Annotated in this window: 20 protein-coding genes; 14 read left to right on the forward strand and 6 right to left on the reverse strand. The window is 62.6% G+C overall.

Features of this window, described 5'->3' with window-relative positions; translation table 11 throughout:
* Positions 1-131: 131 nt before the first annotated feature.
* From metN to FBAL_RS12230, 5 genes are all read left to right on the forward strand, one after another.
* A complete protein-coding gene (metN, locus tag FBAL_RS12210) occupies positions 132-1,166 on the forward strand; it encodes a methionine ABC transporter ATP-binding protein MetN (RefSeq protein WP_013345897.1) in 1,035 nt (344 codons plus the stop codon).
* Positions 1,156-1,809 carry a methionine ABC transporter permease gene (locus FBAL_RS12215; protein WP_013345898.1) on the forward strand — a complete coding sequence of 218 codons (654 nt, stop codon included), beginning with the start codon at positions 1,156-1,158 and terminating at the stop codon, positions 1,807-1,809. The genes metN and FBAL_RS12215 overlap by 11 nt, the downstream gene beginning before the upstream one ends.
* A gap of 37 nt (positions 1,810-1,846) precedes the next feature.
* A complete protein-coding gene (gene metQ / locus FBAL_RS12220) occupies positions 1,847-2,638 on the forward strand; it encodes a methionine ABC transporter substrate-binding lipoprotein MetQ (protein ID WP_013345899.1) in 792 nt (263 codons plus the stop codon).
* Between the two features lie 177 nt (positions 2,639-2,815).
* Complete coding sequence (locus tag FBAL_RS12225; RefSeq protein WP_013345900.1) at positions 2,816-3,406, forward strand: LemA family protein; 591 nt, start codon at positions 2,816-2,818, stop codon at positions 3,404-3,406.
* A 12-nt stretch (positions 3,407-3,418) separates the two neighbouring features.
* Positions 3,419-5,209 carry a M48 family metallopeptidase gene (locus FBAL_RS12230; protein WP_013345901.1) on the forward strand — a complete coding sequence of 597 codons (1,791 nt, stop codon included), beginning with the start codon at positions 3,419-3,421 and terminating at the stop codon, positions 5,207-5,209.
* A 3-nt stretch (positions 5,210-5,212) separates the two neighbouring features.
* Here the strand turns inward: FBAL_RS12230 and FBAL_RS20285 are convergent, their stop codons facing one another.
* Positions 5,213-5,536 (reverse strand): hypothetical protein, encoded by a 324-nt coding sequence (locus FBAL_RS20285; RefSeq protein ID WP_013345902.1) that lies wholly within the window; start codon positions 5,534-5,536, stop codon positions 5,213-5,215.
* 137 nt (positions 5,537-5,673) lie between these two features.
* Here FBAL_RS20285 and lhpI point away from each other — a divergent pair, with 137 nt between their 5' ends.
* From lhpI to FBAL_RS19640, 3 genes are read left to right on the forward strand one after another with little or no spacing between them, the layout of a single operon-like run.
* Entirely contained in the window at positions 5,674-6,615 is a 942-nt protein-coding gene (gene lhpI, locus FBAL_RS12235) for a bifunctional Delta(1)-pyrroline-2-carboxylate/Delta(1)-piperideine-2-carboxylate reductase (protein ID WP_013345903.1), read from the forward strand.
* Positions 6,612-7,961 carry an aminopeptidase P N-terminal domain-containing protein gene (locus tag FBAL_RS12240; protein WP_013345904.1) on the forward strand — a complete coding sequence of 450 codons (1,350 nt, stop codon included), beginning with the start codon at positions 6,612-6,614 and terminating at the stop codon, positions 7,959-7,961. Before lhpI ends, FBAL_RS12240 begins: the two co-directional genes overlap by 4 nt.
* Positions 7,930-8,730 (forward strand): D-hexose-6-phosphate mutarotase, encoded by an 801-nt coding sequence (locus FBAL_RS19640; RefSeq protein ID WP_013345905.1) that lies wholly within the window; start codon positions 7,930-7,932, stop codon positions 8,728-8,730. Before FBAL_RS12240 ends, FBAL_RS19640 begins: the two co-directional genes overlap by 32 nt.
* Before the next feature lie 42 nt (positions 8,731-8,772).
* On the opposite strand, the gene FBAL_RS12250 is transcribed toward FBAL_RS19640, so the two are convergent.
* Positions 8,773-9,987 carry an NAD(P)/FAD-dependent oxidoreductase gene (locus FBAL_RS12250; protein ID WP_013345906.1) on the reverse strand — a complete coding sequence of 405 codons (1,215 nt, stop codon included), beginning with the start codon at positions 9,985-9,987 and terminating at the stop codon, positions 8,773-8,775.
* A gap of 9 nt (positions 9,988-9,996) precedes the next feature.
* The gene (locus FBAL_RS12255) at positions 9,997-11,022 is read right to left on the reverse strand and encodes a proline racemase family protein (protein WP_013345907.1); all 1,026 of its coding nucleotides are present in this window, start codon (positions 11,020-11,022) and stop codon (positions 9,997-9,999) included.
* A 167-nt stretch (positions 11,023-11,189) separates the two neighbouring features.
* Here FBAL_RS12255 and FBAL_RS12260 point away from each other — a divergent pair, with 167 nt between their 5' ends.
* From FBAL_RS12260 to FBAL_RS12285, 6 genes are all read left to right on the forward strand, one after another.
* Positions 11,190-12,104 (forward strand): dihydrodipicolinate synthase family protein, encoded by a 915-nt coding sequence (locus FBAL_RS12260; RefSeq protein ID WP_013345908.1) that lies wholly within the window; start codon positions 11,190-11,192, stop codon positions 12,102-12,104.
* 9 nt (positions 12,105-12,113) lie between these two features.
* On the forward strand, positions 12,114-13,115 hold the full coding sequence (locus FBAL_RS12265; RefSeq protein WP_013345909.1) for a 4-hydroxyproline epimerase: 1,002 nt from the start codon (positions 12,114-12,116) through the stop codon (positions 13,113-13,115).
* A 10-nt stretch (positions 13,116-13,125) separates the two neighbouring features.
* Positions 13,126-14,649, forward strand: a complete 1,524-nt coding sequence (locus FBAL_RS12270) for an aldehyde dehydrogenase (NADP(+)) (RefSeq protein WP_013345910.1) — start codon at positions 13,126-13,128, stop codon at positions 14,647-14,649.
* A 103-nt stretch (positions 14,650-14,752) separates the two neighbouring features.
* Positions 14,753-15,433 carry a GntR family transcriptional regulator gene (locus FBAL_RS12275; protein ID WP_013345911.1) on the forward strand — a complete coding sequence of 227 codons (681 nt, stop codon included), beginning with the start codon at positions 14,753-14,755 and terminating at the stop codon, positions 15,431-15,433.
* Positions 15,434-15,492: 59 nt separating this feature from the next.
* Complete coding sequence (locus FBAL_RS12280) at positions 15,493-16,572, forward strand: ketoacyl-ACP synthase III (protein WP_013345912.1); 1,080 nt, start codon at positions 15,493-15,495, stop codon at positions 16,570-16,572.
* An 84-nt stretch (positions 16,573-16,656) separates the two neighbouring features.
* On the forward strand, positions 16,657-17,442 hold the full coding sequence (locus FBAL_RS12285; protein WP_013345913.1) for an HDOD domain-containing protein: 786 nt from the start codon (positions 16,657-16,659) through the stop codon (positions 17,440-17,442).
* Here FBAL_RS12285 and FBAL_RS12290 read toward each other — a convergent pair.
* The 3 genes from FBAL_RS12290 to FBAL_RS12300 form a co-directional block, all read right to left on the reverse strand.
* The gene (locus FBAL_RS12290) at positions 17,409-17,996 is read right to left on the reverse strand and encodes a lecithin retinol acyltransferase family protein (protein ID WP_013345914.1); all 588 of its coding nucleotides are present in this window, start codon (positions 17,994-17,996) and stop codon (positions 17,409-17,411) included. The genes FBAL_RS12285 and FBAL_RS12290 overlap by 34 nt on opposite strands.
* 85 nt (positions 17,997-18,081) lie before the next feature.
* Positions 18,082-18,753 carry an exonuclease domain-containing protein gene (locus FBAL_RS12295; protein ID WP_013345915.1) on the reverse strand — a complete coding sequence of 224 codons (672 nt, stop codon included), beginning with the start codon at positions 18,751-18,753 and terminating at the stop codon, positions 18,082-18,084.
* The gene (locus FBAL_RS12300) at positions 18,753-20,600 is read right to left on the reverse strand and encodes a DUF294 nucleotidyltransferase-like domain-containing protein (RefSeq protein WP_013345916.1); all 1,848 of its coding nucleotides are present in this window, start codon (positions 20,598-20,600) and stop codon (positions 18,753-18,755) included. Before FBAL_RS12300 ends, FBAL_RS12295 begins: the two co-directional genes overlap by 1 nt.
* Positions 20,601-20,641 lie beyond the last annotated feature (41 nt).

Consider the following 20,641-nt stretch of genomic DNA (forward strand, 5'->3'; position numbering starts at 1 on the left):
TAAATCACCGGCGATTTTAGACGGCTAAATGTCTAAATGGCCATTGACAGGCGTCTGGACGTCCAAATAGACTGCGTGCCACAGGCAGCCAAAAGTGCCGCCCAGATAAATAGAAAGAGAACGAACCAGGTATGATCCGACTTCACGCTGTTTCCAAGTCCTACCGCCAGGGCGATCGGGTCATCCCCGCGCTCAAGCCGCTGGACCTGCACGTTCCCGCAGGGACCATCTTTGGCATCATCGGCAGTTCCGGGGCGGGTAAGAGCACCCTCATCCGCTGCGTTAACCTGCTTGAGCAACCTGACGCCGGTCAGATCGTGATAGACGGCCAGGACCTGACTCAGCTTAACGCCGCAGGTCTGCGCCAGGCCCGCCAGCAGATTGCGATGATCTTCCAGCACTTTAATCTGCTGGCCTCCCGCACCGTCTATCAGAATGTGGCCCTGCCGCTGGAACTGGCTGGCGCCGGTAAGTCTGCCATCCGCAACAAAGTGGAATCCTTGCTGGAGCTGGTTGGGCTGTCCGATAAAGCCGATGCCTATCCGGCCAATCTGTCCGGAGGCCAGAAGCAACGCGTAGCCATCGCCCGGGCGTTGGCCAACGACCCCAAGGTGTTGCTTTGCGATGAAGCCACCTCTGCGTTGGATCCCGAGACCACCAAGTCGATCCTGACGCTGCTGAAAACCATTAATCAAAAGCTCGGCCTGACCATTCTGCTGATCACCCACGAGATGGAGGTGGTTAAGCAGATTTGCGACCGCGTGGGCATCATTGATCAGGGTGAGTTGATTGAGCAGGGCGAGGTCGGCCCCTTCTTTGCCAACGCAAAGACCGAACTGGCACGCCGATTTATCCGCTCTACCCTGCATCTGGATATCCCGGAGCAGTACCGCTCTGCGCTGCGCGCCGAACCGGGCGACAACGCCCTGCCCCTGATCCGTCTGAGCTTCCATGGCGACAGCGTTGATGCCCCGGTGATCACTCAGGCCGCCAAACGCTTTGGCATCGACATCAGCATTCTCAGCGCCCAGATGGAATACGTCGGCGGCACCAAGTTCGGCCTGATGCTGGCTGAACTGATGGGGGATGCTGAAGCGGTATCCGGCGCCACCGCGTACCTGGTTGAACACAATATTGATGTCGAGGTTCTGGGTTATGTCCACTGATCTGCTTCCCCTGCTGTGGAACGCCACCCAGCAAACCCTGCAAATGGTTTTCCTGTCGGGCCTGCTGGCCGCACTGGTGGGCATTCCGCTGGGTGTGGTGCTTCACCTGACCAAAACCGGCCAGCTGATGGCTAACCCCTGGGTTAACCGGGTACTGGGCACGCTGGTCAATGCGGGCCGCTCCGTTCCCTTTATTATCCTGCTGGTGGCCATCATCCCGTTCACCCGCATGGTGGTTGGTACCAGTATTGGCACCATGGCCGCAGTCGTGCCCCTGACTGTGGGCGCCATCCCCTTTATCGCCAGACTGATCGAAGGCGCGCTGATGGAAGTGCCTTCAGGATTGGTCGAGGCCGCCCAGGCAATGGGTGCCAGCCCGGCACAGATCGTCAGCAAGGTGATCCTGCCCGAGGCCCTGCCCGGCATCGTCAACAGCATCACCATCACCCTGGTCACTCTGGTCAGCTACTCCGCCATGGCCGGTGCCGTTGGGGCCGGTGGGCTGGGTGACCTGGGCATCCGCTACGGTTACTACCGCTTTGAGCTCGATGTGATGCTCGCCACCATCGTTATCCTGCTGGTGCTGGTTCAAGCCCTGCAGAGCGCCGGTGACGCTTTGGTTCGTCGCATCGACCACCGCTGATTCAAATAACAACGCATAAATGAAGAAGGACAACACCATGAACCTGTTTCGCTCCCTGATTGCTGGCGCTGCGGCCCTGGCCCTGACTGCCTGCGGTGGCTCTGACGAGAACGTACTGAAACTGGGCGCCATTGCCGGCCCGGAAGCCCAGGTGGCTGAAGTCGCCGCTGAGCTGGCCAAACAGCAGTTTGGTCTTGAGGTAGAGGTGGTGCCCTTTACCGACTACGTCACTCCCAATGCCGCCCTGAACGACGGCAGCATCGACATCAACGCGTTCCAGCATCGTCCCTACCTGGAGGGTCAGGTGGAAGCACGCGGCTACCAACTGGTGGCCGTGGCCAACACCTTTGTCTATCCGATTGCCGCATACTCCAGCAAGATCCGCAGCCTGGATGAGCTGAACATCGGCGATAAAGTGGCCCTGCCCAATGACCCGACTAACCTGGGGCGCTCACTGGTGCTGCTGGAGAAGCAGGGCCTGCTGACCCTGAAGCCCGGCGCGGGCATCAATGCCACCCCCCGCGACATCATCGACAACCCCAAGCAGATTGAGATCCTTGAGCTGGAAGCGGCTCAGCTGCCCCGCGCCCTGCAGGACGTCAGCTTCGCCATCATCAACAACACCTTTGCCGGCCAGGCTGGCCTGACTCTGGAAAAAGATGGTCTGTTTGTCGAAGCCAAGGACAGCCCCTACGTCAACCTGATCGTGGCTCGCACCAACAATCAGGATGACCCGCGCATCGCCCAGTTTATTCAGGCCTACCAATCCGATGCGGTTTACCAGAAAGCTCAGGAGCTGTTCAGCGGCAACATCGTCAAAGGCTGGTAATCGCTCTTCCTTATCAATGCGGGCCTCCTTCAGGAGGCCCTTTTTCGTGGTCTCCCCCCAACCAGACTTGAATCAAGCGTCTGTAATCGGGCGCCTTTTCACACACATTGGGCTTTAATTAACCATTGCCAGTCGGTAACGTAACCACAGCAATCGACCAATACAGGAAGCCCCCCCATGTCCACCATCATTACCCTCGTGGTTCTGGCGGTTATCGCCCTTTACGTTGTCAGCATCTACAACAAGCTGGTTAATCTGAAAAACCGCCACCAGAACGCGTTTGCCCAGATCGAAGTGCAACTCAAGCGCCGTTATGACCTGATCCCCAACCTGGTGGAAACCGCCAAGGGTTACCTCAAGCATGAGCGGGAAACTCTGGAAGCGGTGATCAGTGCCCGTAATCAGGCCATGGCCGGTCTGCAGGCCGCCAGCGCCGACCCCACCTCCGCCAGCGGCATCGCTCAGTTGGCTGGTGGCGAATCCGCTCTGACCTCTGCGCTGGGCCGCCTCAATGTCGTCATGGAGGCCTACCCGGACCTGAAAGCCAATCAGAATATGATGCAGGTGTCCGAAGAGCTCACCACCACCGAGAACCGCGTCGCCTTTGCCCGCCAGGCCTTCAATGACGCCGTTACCGCTTACAACAGCTACAAGCAGCAGTTCCCGCCGGTGGTGTTTGCCGGCATGTTTGGCCACGGCCAGGACGCCAACCTGCTTGAGTTTGAGGACAGTGCCGCCATCCAGGCTGCCCCCAAAGTGCAGTTCTAAAGGTCAGCTGAAATGGATTTCTTTGCCCAACAGGACCAGGCCCGGCGTCGTACCGGGCAGTTGGTTGGCCTGTTTATCCTGGCCGTACTCTGCATCATCGCCCTGATTAACCTGCTCACTCAGATGCTGTTCATTAGTCTGGACCCTCCCCCGAACGGCCAACCCCTGCCCTCACTGATGGATCGGCTGATGTCGATGGACACGGTGATGATTGGGGTGGCCACCCTAGCGGTGATCACCCTGGTCAGTCTGTTTAAATGGCTGATGTTGCGGGGAGGCGGAGCCGCCGTCGCGGAATCCATGGGGGGCCGCCGCCTCAACGCCAATACCGCCACCGGCCAGGAGCAGCGTCTGCTCAACGTGGTGGAGGAGATGGCCATTGCGGCGGGTACCAGCGTGCCGCCGGTCTATCTGCTGGATAATGAGAGCGGCATTAATGCCTTTGCCGCAGGCCACAGTCCCCGGGATGCCGTCATTGGTGTCACCCGGGGGGCACTGGACGCCTTTGACCGCAACCAGTTGCAGGGCGTGATTGCCCACGAGTTCAGTCATATCCTTAACGGCGATATGCGGCTCAATCTCAGGCTGATGGCGGTTCTGGCGGGCATCTTGTTTATCAGCCACATCGGTGAACTGCTGATGCACAGCAGTCGTGGTCGCAGCAAAGAGAGCGGCCAGTTGGCCCTGTTGGGAATAGGCTTGTTGGTGCTTGGCTGGATCGGCACCCTGTTTGGCAAAGCCATCAAGGCCGCCGTCAGCCGTCAGCGGGAGTTTCTCGCAGACGCCTCCGCCGTGCAGTTTACCCGTAACCCCAATGGCATTGCTGACGCGCTCAAGCTGATTGGCGCCAGTCAGTTCAGCAGTTCGGTCAACCACGCCAATGCCAGCGAATCCAGCCACCTGTTTTTTGGCAATATCCGCCCGAAAACCCATTGGCTGGCCACCCATCCGCCGCTGGAAGATCGCATCCGCGCCATCGAACCGCATTGGGATGGCAAATACGCGCCGGTGGTTAAGCAGATGGCGCGACGACAGGCCGCCCAGCAACCCGCCCCGTCACAACCGGAGGCGGCTGCCGCTCCCAGTCCCGCCAGCCGCCTGATGGCGGTCACGTTGCTGGCCGCGCTGCCCGCCACGCTGAAAGACGCCAGTCATGAACCGGAGCAAGCACGAGAGTTGGCGTTGGCGTTACTCTGGCCCGGCCCGGACTACGACGGCCTGCCTGAGTTGCACAGCGCGATCCGGTCCAGCATTGAAGTCCTGGTGCCACAACTGGCTGAACTGACACCCCGGCAAAAGCTGACCCTGCTGGAGTTGATGCCGCCGGCCCTGGGGATGCTCTCTGACAACCAGCGCACCCTGCTGCTGGAACAGCTGCAGCGATTGTGGCAAGCCCAGCCGGATCAGCTGGGGCCCTGGATTGTCTGGTCGACCCTCAACCACTTTCTCACCCCGGCACCCAAACCGCTGCCCCGCAACGCTGAGAAAGACGCCAGCCTGGCACTGCTGGGGCTGTTGGCACACCAGGGGCACAGCGACGAACAGCAGCGGGAACGAGCGTTTTTCCGCGGCGCCAACGCCATCACCGTCTATAACGCCCAATGGCCCGGTGATCCGGACTGGCCCAAGCTCAGTGACACCCTGCCCGCTCTGGTTCACCTGCGCCCGGAACAGAAGCGCAAGCTGATCCGTGCCATTGAGCTTTGTGTGGCTCAGGACGGAGTGGAATCGGAACAGGAGAAGGTTCTGGTACAGCTGTTTGCGCTGCTGCTGGAGGCGCCCATCGCACTGCAGGACGCCTGAACATCAATGGGGGGGCGACAGGGAGTGGTCGTCGTCCCATACCGCTAAAGGCGATGCGGACAACGTCCCATCGGCACTCAGCAGATAGTGGTACTCACAATAGGCATTGCAACACAGGCACCGGCCACGGGCACTCACCACGCAGCGGTTGCCCGCCAATGGCGTTATCCGTCCCCGGACCTGGGGCAGTTCGATGCTCTGGCCGCACGCATCACACTCGGCACGGAACCCCTTAAACGAGGCACCGTTTTCGAACCGGTAGGGCAGCACATCCTTGAGCGGGGGTAACAGAGTCCATTCGATTTGAGCGCGGGTTAATTGAGTCATTATCAGCTCATCTCGTAGGGGAATCTTAACTCTAGTCCAGCATTGTTAAAGGCGAGAGATTTGATGAGTGGGATGACAATGGCGCGGCGTCACCGTATTATCAAAGCCCCGAAAGGATATTGTATACAAAGTTGACTATGGAACAGCTTAACGCCGCTCAGGTTCACGCCGCCCTGCCCTTTCAGCGGCTGGTACCGGCCTTGCGCCGTGCCTTCGCCGAAGGTGCCACCGTCCCCCTCCGTCACCACCACGATATGGCGCACCCTGGCCATCGCGAGACCACTCTGCTGCTGATGCCCGCCTGGCAGGATGGCGACAAGGCCGGGGTAAAAGTCGTCACGGTTGCCCCCCATAACGTTGACCGCCCCAGCATCCAGGGCATCTACCTGCTGCTGGACCTGCCCACCGGCACGCCGGAACTGATGATGGATGCCCCGGCCCTGACCGCACGCCGCACCGCAGCCGCTTCCGCCCTAGCCGCAAGCCACCTCGCCCCCGAGCAGGCCGAAACGCTTCTGATGATCGGCACCGGCACCCTGGCACCACTGTTGATCGAAGCGCACGCCTCAGTGCGCCCCATCCGCCGGGTCAAGCTGTGGGGACGCAACCCCGACAAGGCACGGGCTCTGGCCGAAACACTGGGCCACCTCGACCTGACCATCGAACTGGTGACCGACCTCGCCAGCGCCGCCCAACAGGCCGACATCATCAGCGTCGCCACCCTGTCGCAAACCCCGCTGCTCAAAGGCGAATGGCTGCGACCGGGCCAGCACGTGGATCTGGTCGGTGCCTACCGCCCCGATATGCGTGAAGCCGATGATGAGGCGGTGCGCCGCTGCCAACTGTTCGTCGACAGCCGCGAAGGCGCCATGAAAGAGACCGGCGATCTGGCCATTCCCCTGGCCCAGGGCGTTATCCAGCCGGAGGACATCCAGGCCACCTTGTTTGACCTGAGCCGTAAAACCCATCCCGGCCGCACCGACCCACAGGCACTGACCCTGTTCAAATCGGTGGGCCATGCCCTTGAAGATCTCGCTGCCGCCCGTGAAGTGGAGCGGCACTGGAAGGAACCATCATGACCCCACAACAGCACCGTGAGCGGTTAAGCCAACTGCTGGACAGCAACAGCGCCGTTATCGTTGTCGGTTCACCGCAACGGACCCGCTCAAAGAACCAGCCCTACCGCTTTACCCAAAATAAGGATTTCCTCTACCTGACCGGTTTTCACGAGCCGGATGCGGTGGCGCTGATCCGCCCCGGCCATGCCCAGCCCTACGTGGTGTTCTGCCGCGCCAAAGATCCCGCCATGGAAACCAGTTTCGGTGCCCGACTTGGCCCGGAAGGGGCTGTCGCGGAACTGGGCGCCGATCTGGCCTTTCCCATCGAGCAGATTGACGAACAGTTGCCCGCCCTGCTGGAGGACCGCCAGCGTGTCCTGCTGGGGGACGAAGAGAACCGCTTTACTGTGCAGGCGTGGCAATGGATTAACCAACAGCGCCACAGCGTCCGGTTTGATGACCGCCGCCATTTCCGTTCACTGGAACCGCTGGCTGGCTTGCTGCACGAGATGCGGGTGATCAAAACCGATGCGGAGATTGCCGCCATTCGCCATGCCGTCGACGCGGCCTGCGATGCCCATCGGGTGGTGATGGCCAACACCGCACCCGGTGTCAATGAGCGCCAGCTCAGCATGGCGTTCAACGCCGCCCTGGCGAACTGGGATTGCGATACCGATCCCTACCCCAACATTGTGGCCGGCGGCCCCCGCGCCATGTGCCTGCACTATGACGAGAACGATAAGGTGCTGGAAGACGGCCAGGTGCTGCTGATTGATGCCGGCGCCGAGTTCCGCGGCTACGCCTCCGACATCACTCGTACCTATCCGGTCAGCGGTCGGTTCAGCGAGCCCCAACGACAGCTGTATCAACTGGTGCTGGCCAGTCTCGATGCTGCCATCGACGAAGTGGTACCCGGCGCCCCCTGGGGCAACATCTATGAGCGTGCCTGCCGGGTGCTGACCGAAGGGCTGGTGGAGCTGGGCATTCTGCACGGCGACATCGACACCCTGTTGGCGGAACAGGCTCATAAACGCTTCACCGTGCACAAAACCGGCCACTACATGGGGCTGGATGTGCATGACGTGGGCCAGTATCGACAGCCCAATGGCGACTGGCGCCCACTGCAGCCGGGCATGGTGCTGACCATCGAGCCGGGGATCTACATCCCCGACAGCGCCGATGACGTCGACCCACGCTGGCGCGGCATCGCCGTACGAATTGAAGATGACATTCTGGTCACCCATACTGGGGCCGAAAATCTTTCGGCAGCCGCACCACGTACCGTGGCCGAGCTGGAAGCGCTGGTCGGCAGCGCCCCCATTACCAGGAGTGTCCATGTCCCCTCTGATCCTGCACTGTGCAGATAGCCAACTGACCGTCAGTCCCTTCGGTGCCCAGGCGCTCTCCTGGCAGGTGGCGGGACAGGAACGGTTATGGCTCAGCCTCGACGCGGATCTGGACGGCCATCACCCCATCCGGGGTGGTGTGCCGCTCTGCTTTCCCTGGTTTGGCAAAGCGGCCCAGGGGCCCAGTCACGGCTTTGCCCGTACCCGCCTCTGGCAGGTCGCCGAACAATCACAAACCGATGACCATGCCCACCTGGTGCTGAGCCTGGAACAGGATGCGGACACCGAGGCGTTATGGCCCCACCCATTCCGGGCCGAGATGGCCTTTACCCTGAAAGCCAACGCTCTGCAGCTGGCGCTGACGGTGACCAATCCCGGCTCGGCCCCGCTTTCTTACACCGCCGCCCTGCACAGCTACCTTTGCACCGATGTCGCCCAACTGCGCATTACCGAGTTGGCCGGGCTGCCCTACCACGACAAACTGAGCAATGCGGATTGCCTGTTTGAAGACGGGCCAGATGCGGCACTCCCGCCCATTCCGGTGGACGCCATTGTGCCGGGGCTCAGCAACTGTCGGCTCGCCCAAGGCAACGACATTCTGAAAATCGACAATCAGGGCCATGACGCCGCAGTGATCTGGAATCCCGGCCCCGATCACGGCATCGGCGATGTGCACTTCGGCGGCGAGCAGGCGTTTATCTGCATTGAGAGTGCCCACGCGCTCACCCCGATCACCCTGGCACCGTGCCAGCGCCATACCCTAAGCCAAACGCTGACGGTAAACGCCTGAGCAGAAAAAACGCTGGCCTGGGCCAGCGTTTTTTTCTCAGTGTCAGAACCGGTCAGGCGCAAACGGCTTTAACCGCGCCTCCTGCCCCTGAACCATCGCGGCACACAGCCAGTCAGCACTGGCCGCCGCCTGGGTCAGCCCCAGGTGCTGGTGGCCAAAGTTAAACCACAAACGCTCACCGCCCCGCCCCACCACCGGCAGCGAATCCGGCAGGCTGGGGCGATACCCCATCCAGCGCACCGCATCACGGCCGTCCAGCCCCGGCAGCAGCGCCTGACCGTGGGTCAGCAAAATGTCGGCCCGGCGGGGATCCATCGGCGCTTCCAGTCCGGCAAACTCCACCGTGCCCGCCAGCCGCGTGCCCCCCGCCATAGGCGTAATAATAAAGCTGCGGTCGGCACTGGCCACCGGCCGGGTCAGGCCACTGTGGGCAGGCAGCATCAGGTGGTAGCCGCGCTCAGTATCCAGCGGCACCTTATGCCCTACGGAGGCGGCCAGCGGCCGGGAGAACGCACCGGCACAGAGCACCACCTGCTGGGCCTCAATGCGCTGGCCATCACTGAGCATGACCACCCCGTCGCCCTCCAGTGCGGCCACCTCCGCCTGAAGGTATTGCGCGCCGCCCTGCTGCAACTGCTGCCAGATGGCACAGCTCAGGGCAAAGGGGTCCGGCGTATGGCCGGTATCGGTGAACCAGATGGCGTGGCGGACCTGCCCGGACAGCGCCGGCTCCAGCGCCCGAACCTCATCGCCATCGAGATAGCGACACGCCACCCCTTGCGACTGGTAGTGTGCCAGCGTGCGCTTTACCGGCTGGATATCATCACGCTCAAACACCAGCAAGGAGCCTTCCTGCACCAGGTGAGCGCCCAGTTCCAACCCCGCCAGAAGCCGCTGCCAGGCAGACAACGAGGACTCGTTTAAGGCACGCAGCGCCGCCGTGTTACGACGCCGGGCCGCCGGGCGCATGTTGGCCAGGAAACGCAGGAACCAGGGCAGCGCCCGCCACAGATAACTTAAGCGGATGCGGAACGGCCCCAGCGGGTCAAGCAGCATGCCCGGGATTTTGGGCAACAGTGCCGGGTCCGCCAGCGGAAACACCTGCTCGGTGGCAAAGTGGCCGGCATTGCCGGAAGAGGTACCGGCCCCCGGCGCATCACGGTCAATCAGCAGTACGCTGCGGCCCAGCCGCTGCAGTTGTGCCGCCGTGGCCAAACCCACGACACCGGCACCAATGATCACCACATCCTGTTTCATCCGCTTACCTCAACGCAGGAAAAAGCCGTGGTCGAACGGGTCGGCCGGGTCGAGGAAGAAGCGGTGCTCGCCGGTGATCCACGCCCGGCCGCTGACCCGGGGGATCACCCCATCACGGCCAAAATAGTGCTGCTTGGCCAGTGCGGTTACCTGCATCCGGCCACCGACAATGGACTCAATCTCCACCGTGTCGCCCAGCGCCATCTCGTTGCGGGCCAACAGCAGGGCAATCCGGGCAGATACGCCGGTTCCCGTGGGGCTGCGGTCCAGCTCCCCGTCGGCAAAGATGCAGACATGGCGGCTGTGTCGACCCGGCTCCGACACTTTACGGCTGGTAAAGATGGTGCCGTAGAGGAAGCCAAGGTCATCAGCTTCCGGGTGGGTTAAGGGATGGGCGGCGGCCACTGCCAGCTTGATCGCCTGACCGATGCGGATAATTTCACCGGCATTGTCGTCCGCCAGCGACAACCCCAGAGCGTCGGCATCGACGTAGGCGTAGTAGGCCCCACCAAAGGCGATGTCGTACTGCACCCGACCCACGCCGGCCACTTCAATGCTCTGGTCCAGGCACTCTACGTAAGCGGGCACGTTGTCAAAGCTGGCCTCATAGCCTTCTGCTGTTGGCTGGCAATAGGCGGTCACCCGCCCTGCCGGGGCATCAATGCGCAACTCAATCGGTTCAGCAATTTGCTGGCACTGGGCCGTCACCTGAGCCAGCGCCAGGATCGCGTGGCCGCACATGCTGGAGTAGCCCTCGTTATGCAGGAACAGCACACCGAAATCCCCGTCCGGCGTTACCGCCTCGGTGATCAGCGCACCATACATGTCGCTGTGGCCCCGAGGCTCGTGCATCAGCAGGCGTCGATACTGGTCCAGATGCTCAGTCACATAACGGCGCTTGACCAGCATGGAGTCCCCGGGGATGGCGGGGTAGCCACCGGTAATGATGCGCAACGGTTCACCCTCGGTGTGTGCGTCCAGCGTAGTAAATTGCAACGCGCCTTCGGTCAGGGCGCGGGGGGCTGTGAGGGTCATGAATTCTCCTTAATTCAGCCGAGAGCGTGACGGGCCTCTCGAAATCCTACCAGTTTGCGTTACATTAACGATCACTTGCGTTACGTCCCGGTTGATTGTATACAATATCCACCGCGAAACAATACCGCCTGCCAGACGGGCATACACATCATCAAGAGGGATCTTCCATGAAGGTTGATTGGAAAGGGGTATATCCCGCCATCTCCACCCAGTTTGACGCTAACGGCCAATTGGATCTGGCCGCCAACGAACGCATGTTGAACCAGCTGATCGACGAAGGCATCCACGGCATCATCGCCCTGGGCACCGTCGGTGAGAACTGCTCCCTGAGCGCCGACGAAAAACGCACCTTCCTGCGCCACACCGTTTCCGTGGCCAAAGGCCGCATTCCGGTGATCGCCGGTTGCGCCGAAACCACCACCGCCTTCGCCATCGACTACTGCCGCGACGCGGAAGCGATCGGCGTTGACGGCATTATGCTGCTGCCGGGTATGGTGTACCGCGCCAACCGCGAAGAGACCCTCTACCACTACCGCACCGTGGCCCGCGCCACCGGCCTGCCGATCATGATCTACAACAACCCGGTGACCTACGGCGTCGACGTGGATCTGGAGATGACCGCCGAGCTGGCCGAAGAGGCCAATATCGTCGCCATCAAAGAGTCCACCACCGATACCCGCCGCATCACCGAGCTGCACAACCAGTTTGGCGACCGCTTCACCATCTTCTGTGGCGTTGACGACATCGCACTGGAAAGCCTGATGCTGGGTGCCACCGGTTGGATCTCCGGCCTGACCAACGTGTTCCCGAAAGAGTCCGTGGCCATCTACAACCTGGCGCAACAGGGCCGCTACGCCGAAGCGCTGGAGCTGTGGCGCTGGTTCCTGCCGCTGCTGCGTCTGGACACCGTGCCGCACCTGGTTCAGTGCATCAAGTTCGCTGAGCAGCTGGCTGGCCGCGGCAGTGAGACCGTCCGTGCCCCGCGCCTGCCGCTGTCCGGTGCTGAGCGCGAGCGCGTAACCCGCGTTTACGACCAGGCCATCACCGCACGCCCGGACCTGGGTCGCTTTAACCTGGACTGAGGGGGCGGGATGATTAAAGGCACCTTTTTCTGCATCGACGCCCACACCTGTGGCAATCCGGTTCGACTGATCACCAGCGGCCATCCGCCCCTGCGGGGCCGCAATATGAGTGAGAAGCGGCAGGACTTTCTCGCCCATCACGACTGGATCCGCCAGGCCCTGATGTTCGAGCCACGTGGCCATGACATGATGTCAGGTGCCTTTCTCTATCCCCCCTGCGACAGCGCTAACGACGGTGCCATTCTGTTTGTGGAAACATCCGGCTGCCTGCCGATGTGTGGCCACGGCACCATCGGCACCGTCACCGCCGCCCTTGAGGCCGGATTGCTGACCCCGCGCACCCCCGGTCAACTGCGCCTGGAGGTGCCGGCGGGCATCATCGATGTGCAGTATCAGCAAACCGGCGCCAAGGTGGACTGGGTGCGGCTGACCAACATCGCCTCCTACCTGGCCCATGCCGACAAGGTGATCGACGTGCCCGGCCTGGGCCAGCTCAAGGTGGATGTCGCCTACGGCGGCAACTACTACGTGATCGTTGAGCCGCAGGAGTGCTTCCCCGGCATCGAGCACTGGAGCGCCGATCAACTGCTGCGCTGGAGTCCTGAGGTAAGGGCCGCCGCCGATGCGGCGCTGCCCTGTATCCATCCCGATGACCCCACCGTCCGCGGTGTCAGCCATGTGCTCTGGACTGGCACCCCGAAAAACCCCGATTCCCACGCCGCCAACGCCGTGTTCTACGGCGACCGTGCCCTGGACCGTTCCCCTTGCGGTACCGGCACCAGCGCCCGTATGGCACAGCGCTTTGCCAAAGGTTTGCTGGCCGAAGGGGAGTCGTTTGTTCATGAATCCCTGATCGGCAGCCAGTTTGTCGGTCGGGTTGAGCGGGTTACCGAAGTGGCGGGTCAACCCGCCATCATTCCCAGCATCCAGGGCTGGGCCCGGGTGCATGGACACAACACCCTGGTGGTCGATGACGACGATCCCTACGCCTTCGGCTTTCAGGTGAAATAAAGGAGTCAACATGACCCTGACAGGACAACACTTTATCGCTGGCGCCCGCAGCGGCGACCCAGCAGACGATTTTCTGGCCTGGGATCCCCGGGCCGATGGGCCCCTGCCCACCCCCTTCGCGGATGGCAGCGAAGCGGAAGTGGCCGTCGCAGCCGAGGCTGCGGCGGACGCTTTTGTTCACTACCGCCGCCTGAGCGCCGAAACCCGCGCCCAATTTCTCGAAGCGATTGCCGACGAGATCGAAGCACTTGGTGATGCCCTGCTGAACCGGGCAGCACAGGAAACCGCCCTGCCTGCGGCCCGCCTGCAGGGCGAGCGTGGCCGTACCTGTGGTCAGCTCCGTGCCTTTGCCCACTGGCTGCGTGAGCCGCTCCATCCGGTACTGCACGACGAAGCACTGCCGGAGCGTCAACCCCTGCCCCGCCCGGACCTGCGTCTCGGTCAGGTGCCGTTGGGGCCGGTTGCCGTGTTTGGCGCCTCCAACTTCCCACTGGCCTTCTCCGTCGCCGGTGGTGATACCGCCGCCGCGTTGGCCGCCGGTTGCCCGGTGATTGTCAAAGGTCACCCGGCCCACCCCGGCACCTCGGAGCTGGTGGCCAGCGCCATCACCCGTGCCGCGGCACGCACTGACGTACCGGCCGGTGTGTTCTCACTGATCCAGGGCCGCACTCCGGCGCTCTCCATTGCGCTGGTGCGCCACCCCGCCATCGCCGCCGTCGGCTTTACCGGTTCCGCAGCGGTGGGACAGTCTTTAGCGGCCGAAGCGGCCGCCCGCCCCACTCCGATCCCGTTCTTTGGCGAGCTGGGTGCGGTGAACCCGCAGGTGATTCTGCCAGGGCAACTGGCGGCGCAACCGGATCAGCTGGCCCAGATGCAGGCGGCGTCCATGGTGATGGGGCAGGGTCAGTTCTGCACCAGCCCCGGGCTGGTGCTGCTGCCGGACAGTGACGGCGCCGATCGCTACCTGGCCAGCTTGGCCGAGGCGTTGGCTGAGCACAACGAAGGGGTGATGCTGACCCCGGGCATCGCCCGCGCCTACCGCAGCGGCGCGGATCACCTCGCCAGCCAGCCCGGCGTGACGGAACTGGCCCGTGGACGCAACGATGGCCACCCCAACGGCGCCGTGCCGATTGTCTACCAGGTCAACGCCGCAGATGCGATCAACAATCCCGAGCTGTTTGAAGAGGTATTTGGTCCCTGTGTGCTGGTGATCACCGGCGCTCAGGGAGAGGCACTCGGCGACTTGATTGCTGCGCTGCCGGGACAGCTTACCACCACGGTACACGGTAACGACGCCGACTTTGCTCGGCACTCAGACCTGCTGGAGACCCTCGCTTACACCTGTGGGCGACTGATCGCCAACCAGATGCCCACCGGCGTCGAGGTGTGTGCGGCGCAAAACCACGGTGGCCCCTGGCCCGCCAGTACGGCGCCCCAGACCACCTCTGTGGGCGGCGAGGCCATTCAGCGCTTCCTGCGCCCGTTGGCCTACCAAAATTGGCCTGCAGCACAGTTACCGGAATCACTGCGCTGAGAGAAGTTCAGTCCGCAAACCAGGGAGTCCGTTGGGGCTCCCTTTTCTTTGCCCGTCCGGATAGGTAACCTAAGGGTCAATTCAAGTCGAAGAAAATATACAAATGCGTCAGGGAAGCCCCATCGTTCATAAAACCCGCACACAAGTGGTTGTTGAGGTTCTCAGGGAAAAGATCCTCTCCGGTGAGATCAAAGCCGGTGAACCGCTTCGTCAAAGTGCGCTGGCCACCGAGCTTAACGTCAGCCGTATCCCGGTGCGGGAAGCACTGCTGCAACTGGAAGCCGAGGGTTTAGTACGGTTTGAAGCCCACAAGGGCGCGACCGCCACCGAACTGTCTGTCACCCAGGTGGATGAACTGTTCGAACTTCGGGCATTGATTGAGCCGGCCCTGCTGGCCCGCTCCATCCCCAACCTGACGGCTGCTCAGCTCTCCCTCGCAGAGGACTACCTGGAGCAGCTTGAGTCGGCGTTTCAGGCCGAGAACGCGGTGAACAGCTGGAGTGAGCTGAACACCCACTACCACCTCAGCCTCTACGCCGGCGCTGACCGCCCCCACACCATGGAAGTGGTCAAAGGCTTGAATACCAACTCGGATCGTTACATCCGCCTGCAGCTGCTGCTGGCCGGGGGCATCCCCCGCGCCGAACAGGAGCACCGCCAACTGTTGGAGCTGTGCCGGGCCAAGGACATTGAAGGTGCCACAGCCCTGTTGCGCGGCCATATTGAGCACGCGGCCGAAGGGGTAAAAACCCTGGTGGCCGAGCACGTCGCCATGCAGGCCTGACGACCCGTCATTTCCCCTAATGCGGCGCTCTGGGCGCCGCACGATTCAGGAGTTTTCCCATGCGTTCTGCCGAAATTACCGGCTGGGGTAAATGCCTTCCCCCGGCGGTGCTGAGCAACGACGATCTGGCCACCGTGATGGACACCAGCGACGAGTGGATCCGCAGTCGCACCGGAATTGGCCAACGCCACATCAGCCACGTCGGCACTGCCGAGCTGGCCAGCGTGGCCGCCCAACGCGCCCTGGATGCCGCCGGTCTGGATGGCACCGACATCGACATGATCATCCTGGCGACCGCCTCGCCGGATACCCTGGTGCCGAACATCGCCGCCACCGTACAGGCCAACATCGGCGCCCGCTGCGCCGCCTTTGACATCAACGCCGCCTGCTCCGGCTTCCTCTACGGCCTGGGCCTGGCCACGGCACAAGTGCGCTCCGGCCAGTGCCAGCGCGTGCTGGTAGTGGGCGCCGAACGCCTCACCTTCTACCTCAACTGGACCCTGCGTGACACTGCCGTGCTATTTGGTGATGGGGCCGGTGCGGTGGTGGTGGAAGCCACCGATGAGCCGGTGGGTGTGCTGAGCTACGCCATGAACAACGACCCGGAAGGCCGTGAGATCCTCAAGGTGGCCGGTTTCGGTTCCGCCATGGACCGCAGCGATCCGGAAGCGATGTCCTTCTTCCTGCAGTTCGAAGGCCGCGAAATCTTTAAGCGCGCCATCGCTGGCATGGGTCGCCTGAGTCAGCAGGTGCTGGCCGAGAGCGGCGTCAGTCCGGAACAGGTCGATCTGGTGGTCCCGCACCAGGCCAACGTGCGCATTATCGATACCCTGATCGGTAAGATGGGCCTGCCCAAGGAGAAGGCGTTCGTCAATATTGAGCGCTACGGCAACACCTCCGCCGCCACCGTGCCCATCGCCCTGTGCGATGCGCTGGAAGCGGGCCGCATTCAGCCGGGGGATACCCTGTTGTCCTGCGCCTTTGGCGCCGGCCTGACCTCCGCCGCCGCCGTGATCAAATGGGGCCAGCGCACCACGCCGCTGCGCGCCAGCACCGCCGAGCTGCCGCCCTGCGATCAGACCGGCCTGGAGCTGATCCGTGACGCCGTCGCACGCGATAAGGCGAAAGCCGCACAATAAGTTAACGGGCCGCTTTCGCGGCCCGTTTCATTTCTTGCCATACTGGAGACACCCCTTCCCTCATGGATTGAGGCTCTGTGACATATGGATATTGAACAACTGTTTTCCAGCGAAACCCGACTGCTCAGTCTGAACCGGGTGGTACAACAGCTGCTGTCCGAGTTTGCCTGTGCCGATCCCGACCTGCTTCGCATTGCCCGCATTCTCTGTCAGGACCAGGCCCTCAGCGCCAAGGTGCTGCGCCTGGCCAACTCCGCCCACTTTGCCGGTGCCCGCCAGATGGATTCCGTTAAGGATGCCGCCATCCTGCTGGGGCTCGATAACCTCAAAATGCTGGTGATCTGCTCCGCCGTGCAACAGCGCTACAGCCATGTGCCCCATATGGACTTACCGCGCTTCTGGCGTCAGAACCTGAGCTGCGCCCACATGGCAGAGGCCCTGGCCAGGGAGAGCGGACAAGACCCGGCCAGAGCCCGAATCGGCGGCCTGCTGCACAGCATCGGACAACTGTTTATTCACCAGCAGCTGCCAAAGCAGGCCCAGCAGATTGTGGCCCGTACCGCGCAAGGGCAGGTGCGCGCTCAGGTTGAGCGTGAGCTACTTGGATTTGATTACGGCGAGGTGGGTGCCGAGCTGGCCCGTCGCTGGCAGTTCCCGGAGGAGCTGGTGATTCTCACCCAGCACCATATCCGTCCGTTACTGGCCCCCGAACCCTACCGGGGACTGGCCACCGTGGTGGGTCTCGCCCGTTGGCGCATTGATCACGACCCACAAGCCCCTTTGCTGGAGTGGCCGAACGAGGAGTTGGCCAGCCTGGGGCTTCAGCCTCAGCACCTTCAGTCGCTGCGCACCGAGCCGCAAACCGCCTGATCCAGACAGACCGGGTCCCAGTAGAGGTGGTCGCCAAAGTGTGGCGCCAGCAGCCGGTTAAGAGCGGCAAAGCTGGTGATCGCCCGCTCCTCCCCGGACAGGCAGTGCCAGACAAAGCGGTGGCAGTTATTGCGGGTCAGGTGGTAGTCGCGGTAGGTAAACAGCGCTGCGGCCGCCCGTTGTGCAACCGATTCGGAGGCCAGCGGCTGGTGTAGATGGTCACACAGGCAAAACACCGTGGCGCCGCTGCGCCGGGCCAGAAAGCGGTTTACCGACACCGCCCGAACCAGGCCGCTGCCATGCAGTTCGGCAATGGCATTCTCCCCCAGCCAGATGCCGGTATGCTCCACCACCCCAAACACATGACAGGCCAGCACAGCGCCCGGTTTGGGCACCACCCGACGCTGCCCAGGCAACCACTGGCTCGGTGCCAGTGCCAATCCGGCTGGTCCATCCGGACGGCGATGGCGCTGCCGTTGAACCGATTTGCGATGGTCGTGGTACTCAATGGCGGCCAGTGCGCCGGCCAGTACAATCAGTGCGGGCAATGCCATGGCAGTTCCTCCTGATGATCAGACTAACCCGCTTAGGGCATAACGCGATCAGCAAGTTGTAAGAAAAACCAACAGGAGGGGGAGCCTACCGGCTCATCGCCAGCAGGTTGCCGATGCTTAAGGGACGACGCCCCGCCAGCGCGCTGGCCTGGGCCAGCAACAGCTCGCCACAGGCGATGGCATCCACCAACGCGTGGTGGCCGGGGTAATCCGGTAAACCATAGCGACGCCGGCACTGAGCCAGGCGCAGGCTATCTGCCTTCAGTACCGTGCCCTGACGCTCCAGCCGACGCTGCTCAATCTTCAGGGTGTCGATCACCTTCAGCGGCAACCCCTGGCCAAAGTGGTGCTGGAAACCCGCCTGAAGAAATCCCAGGTCAAGGCCTCCGTGATGACACACCAGCACCCGCCCGGCCAGCTGTGGCAGTAACGCCAGCAAGGCTTGCTCCAGCGGTTGAGCATCGGTCAGGTGGCGATCATGAATGCCGTGGATGGTGGCACTCTGCCCCACACCACCATCGATGGACACCAACTGATGCCAGCTTTGGGCCAGCACCAGCCGCCCCCGGATAATGGGCACAGCGGCAATGGAGAGAATGGCGTCCTGGCGGACGTCGAGTCCGGTCAGCTCCAGATCCAGTGCCAACATCGGTTGCTCACGGTAATCCGCACCGCTGCGCGGGCCGCCCGCCTCATAGAACGCCTCAAACTGCGGCACCTTGTTGCGCCAGCGCGCCAGGGGAAACTGCAGGTCCATCACAGGCTCCGGGCAAAACTGAGACGCACCCCATCCTGGGCACGGGCCACCACGGCAAAGGCGTCTTTAAGCTGATGACGGGCCAGTCCGGAGATGCGGCCGGGACGCAGGAAGTTGGAGGGTTCTTCGCCCCGGCTCCATTGTTCGCCCTGGTTGGCCAGCCTCAGGTGGGCAATAAACTCCTGAGCGTCCGCCAGGTTAAGGGCGTCTTTGCGGGTGATCAGCCCCGCTTTCATCGCCGCCTGGATCCGGGCGGCGGTACCCACCGCTTCGGTGCCGGTCGCCAGGGCGTACAGTCGGGCAATGTCGTTGATGATGGCCAGCCCCTTGTGCTTGAGGTCGAGCGCTTTGCGCTGTTCGCCGTCCCGCTCCAGCACCAGCTGCCTGAAGAAGCCCAGCGGCGGAGAGTTGGTGCAGGCGTTCCCGGCCATCATGGCGAGGAAGATCTGATTGTCCTTGCAGCTGGCCAGCACCGAACGCTGTAGGGTGTGGGCCAGTTCCGCCCGTCCGGCCACTGCCCGCATATCGAAGAAGATGCTGGCGTGCATCACCGCTTTGGGCTCCGGTTGGTCAATCCACTGGCTGAACTGAGCCTGCCACTGCGCCAGCGACAGGCACCATTTCGGGTTCATCGCCATAATGCCGCCGGGACAATGGATATAGCCGCTGTCGTTGAGGCCGTCGCAGACAAAGGTGGCCAGTGCGAGGAAATAGTCACGTTCGGCGTCGTTGGGTTCCCGCGCCAACAGCAGGCCGTTGTCCTGGTCCGACTTACCCGCCTGGTCCATCCGCGCCTGGGAGCCAAAGGCCAGCCAGCACCAGGGCATGGGCGCAGGCCCCAGCTCATCCTGTGCCAATGCCAGCAGGCGTCGGGTCAGGGCGTCGGTCACCAGGGTCAGCACCCGGCCAATCTCTTCCGCCCGGGCATCGGCCTGGATAAGACTTTGCAGCAGGGTGGGGATCTGCCCCGCCACCTGCACCAGCGCCGCGCGATCATGCTGCCTGTCGATCTCACCAATCAGGTAGAGCGGGTCACTGCGCTGGGCGCGGATAAGATCGGTACTGGTGACCACCCCCACCGGCGTTTCGTCGTCGCATACCGGCAGGTGGTGGATATTGTGCTGACTCATCGCCAGCATCGCTTCAAACACCAGGGTTTGCGAAGGCACCGATACCGGGTTGGCGGTCATCACCTCGCTGACCGGGCTGTCCACCGGTACCCCTTCCGCCAACACCCGGTTGCGCAGGTCGCGGTCGGTCACAATCCCCAGCAGGCGATTGTCCTGCACCACCAGAACACTGGAGATCCGGGAGGCACGCATCAACTGTGCTGCTTCCTGAATTGGGGTGAATGGGCCTACACTCTGAACCGGACTGGCCATCACCGAACGGATGCGGGCGGTACTCAGATGCTCCCGGGCCAGATAGCGGGCGGAGTGTCTCAACCGCTCAGCGTGCTTGCGATTGAAGAAGCGGTCAAAGTCCCGACTGGCGGCACGCAGTTGGCGAAAGGCCTCTTCGCTCAGCACATAGACCAGGCCATCCTCCAGCACCTGCACCCGGTTGCTGACCTGTTCACCGGTGAGCAACGAGGGAAACCCGAAATAGTCCCCCTCCCCTAACCGATCCAGCAGCTCACCGCGGTCACTGCGCACCTCGAAGGCACCGGAGCGCACGATATAGAGCTGGGGATTGGCGTAGTCCACCGGCACTTCACCGGCCGACTTAGCAAAGTAGGCAATTTCAATGCCGCGGGCCGCGGCCTGACGACCGGCGTCGTCCAGCTGGTCAAACGGCAGCAGGCCGGAGAGAAACTCGATGATGGGAGCCAGGTCGGGATCGGTCATGTCTATCTGTTACATCCTTGATACACTGGGCGAAGTTTCAG

The organism is Ferrimonas balearica DSM 9799 (genome assembly GCF_000148645.1).
In the GTDB taxonomy this organism is placed as follows: Bacteria; Pseudomonadota; Gammaproteobacteria; order Enterobacterales; family Shewanellaceae; genus Ferrimonas; species Ferrimonas balearica.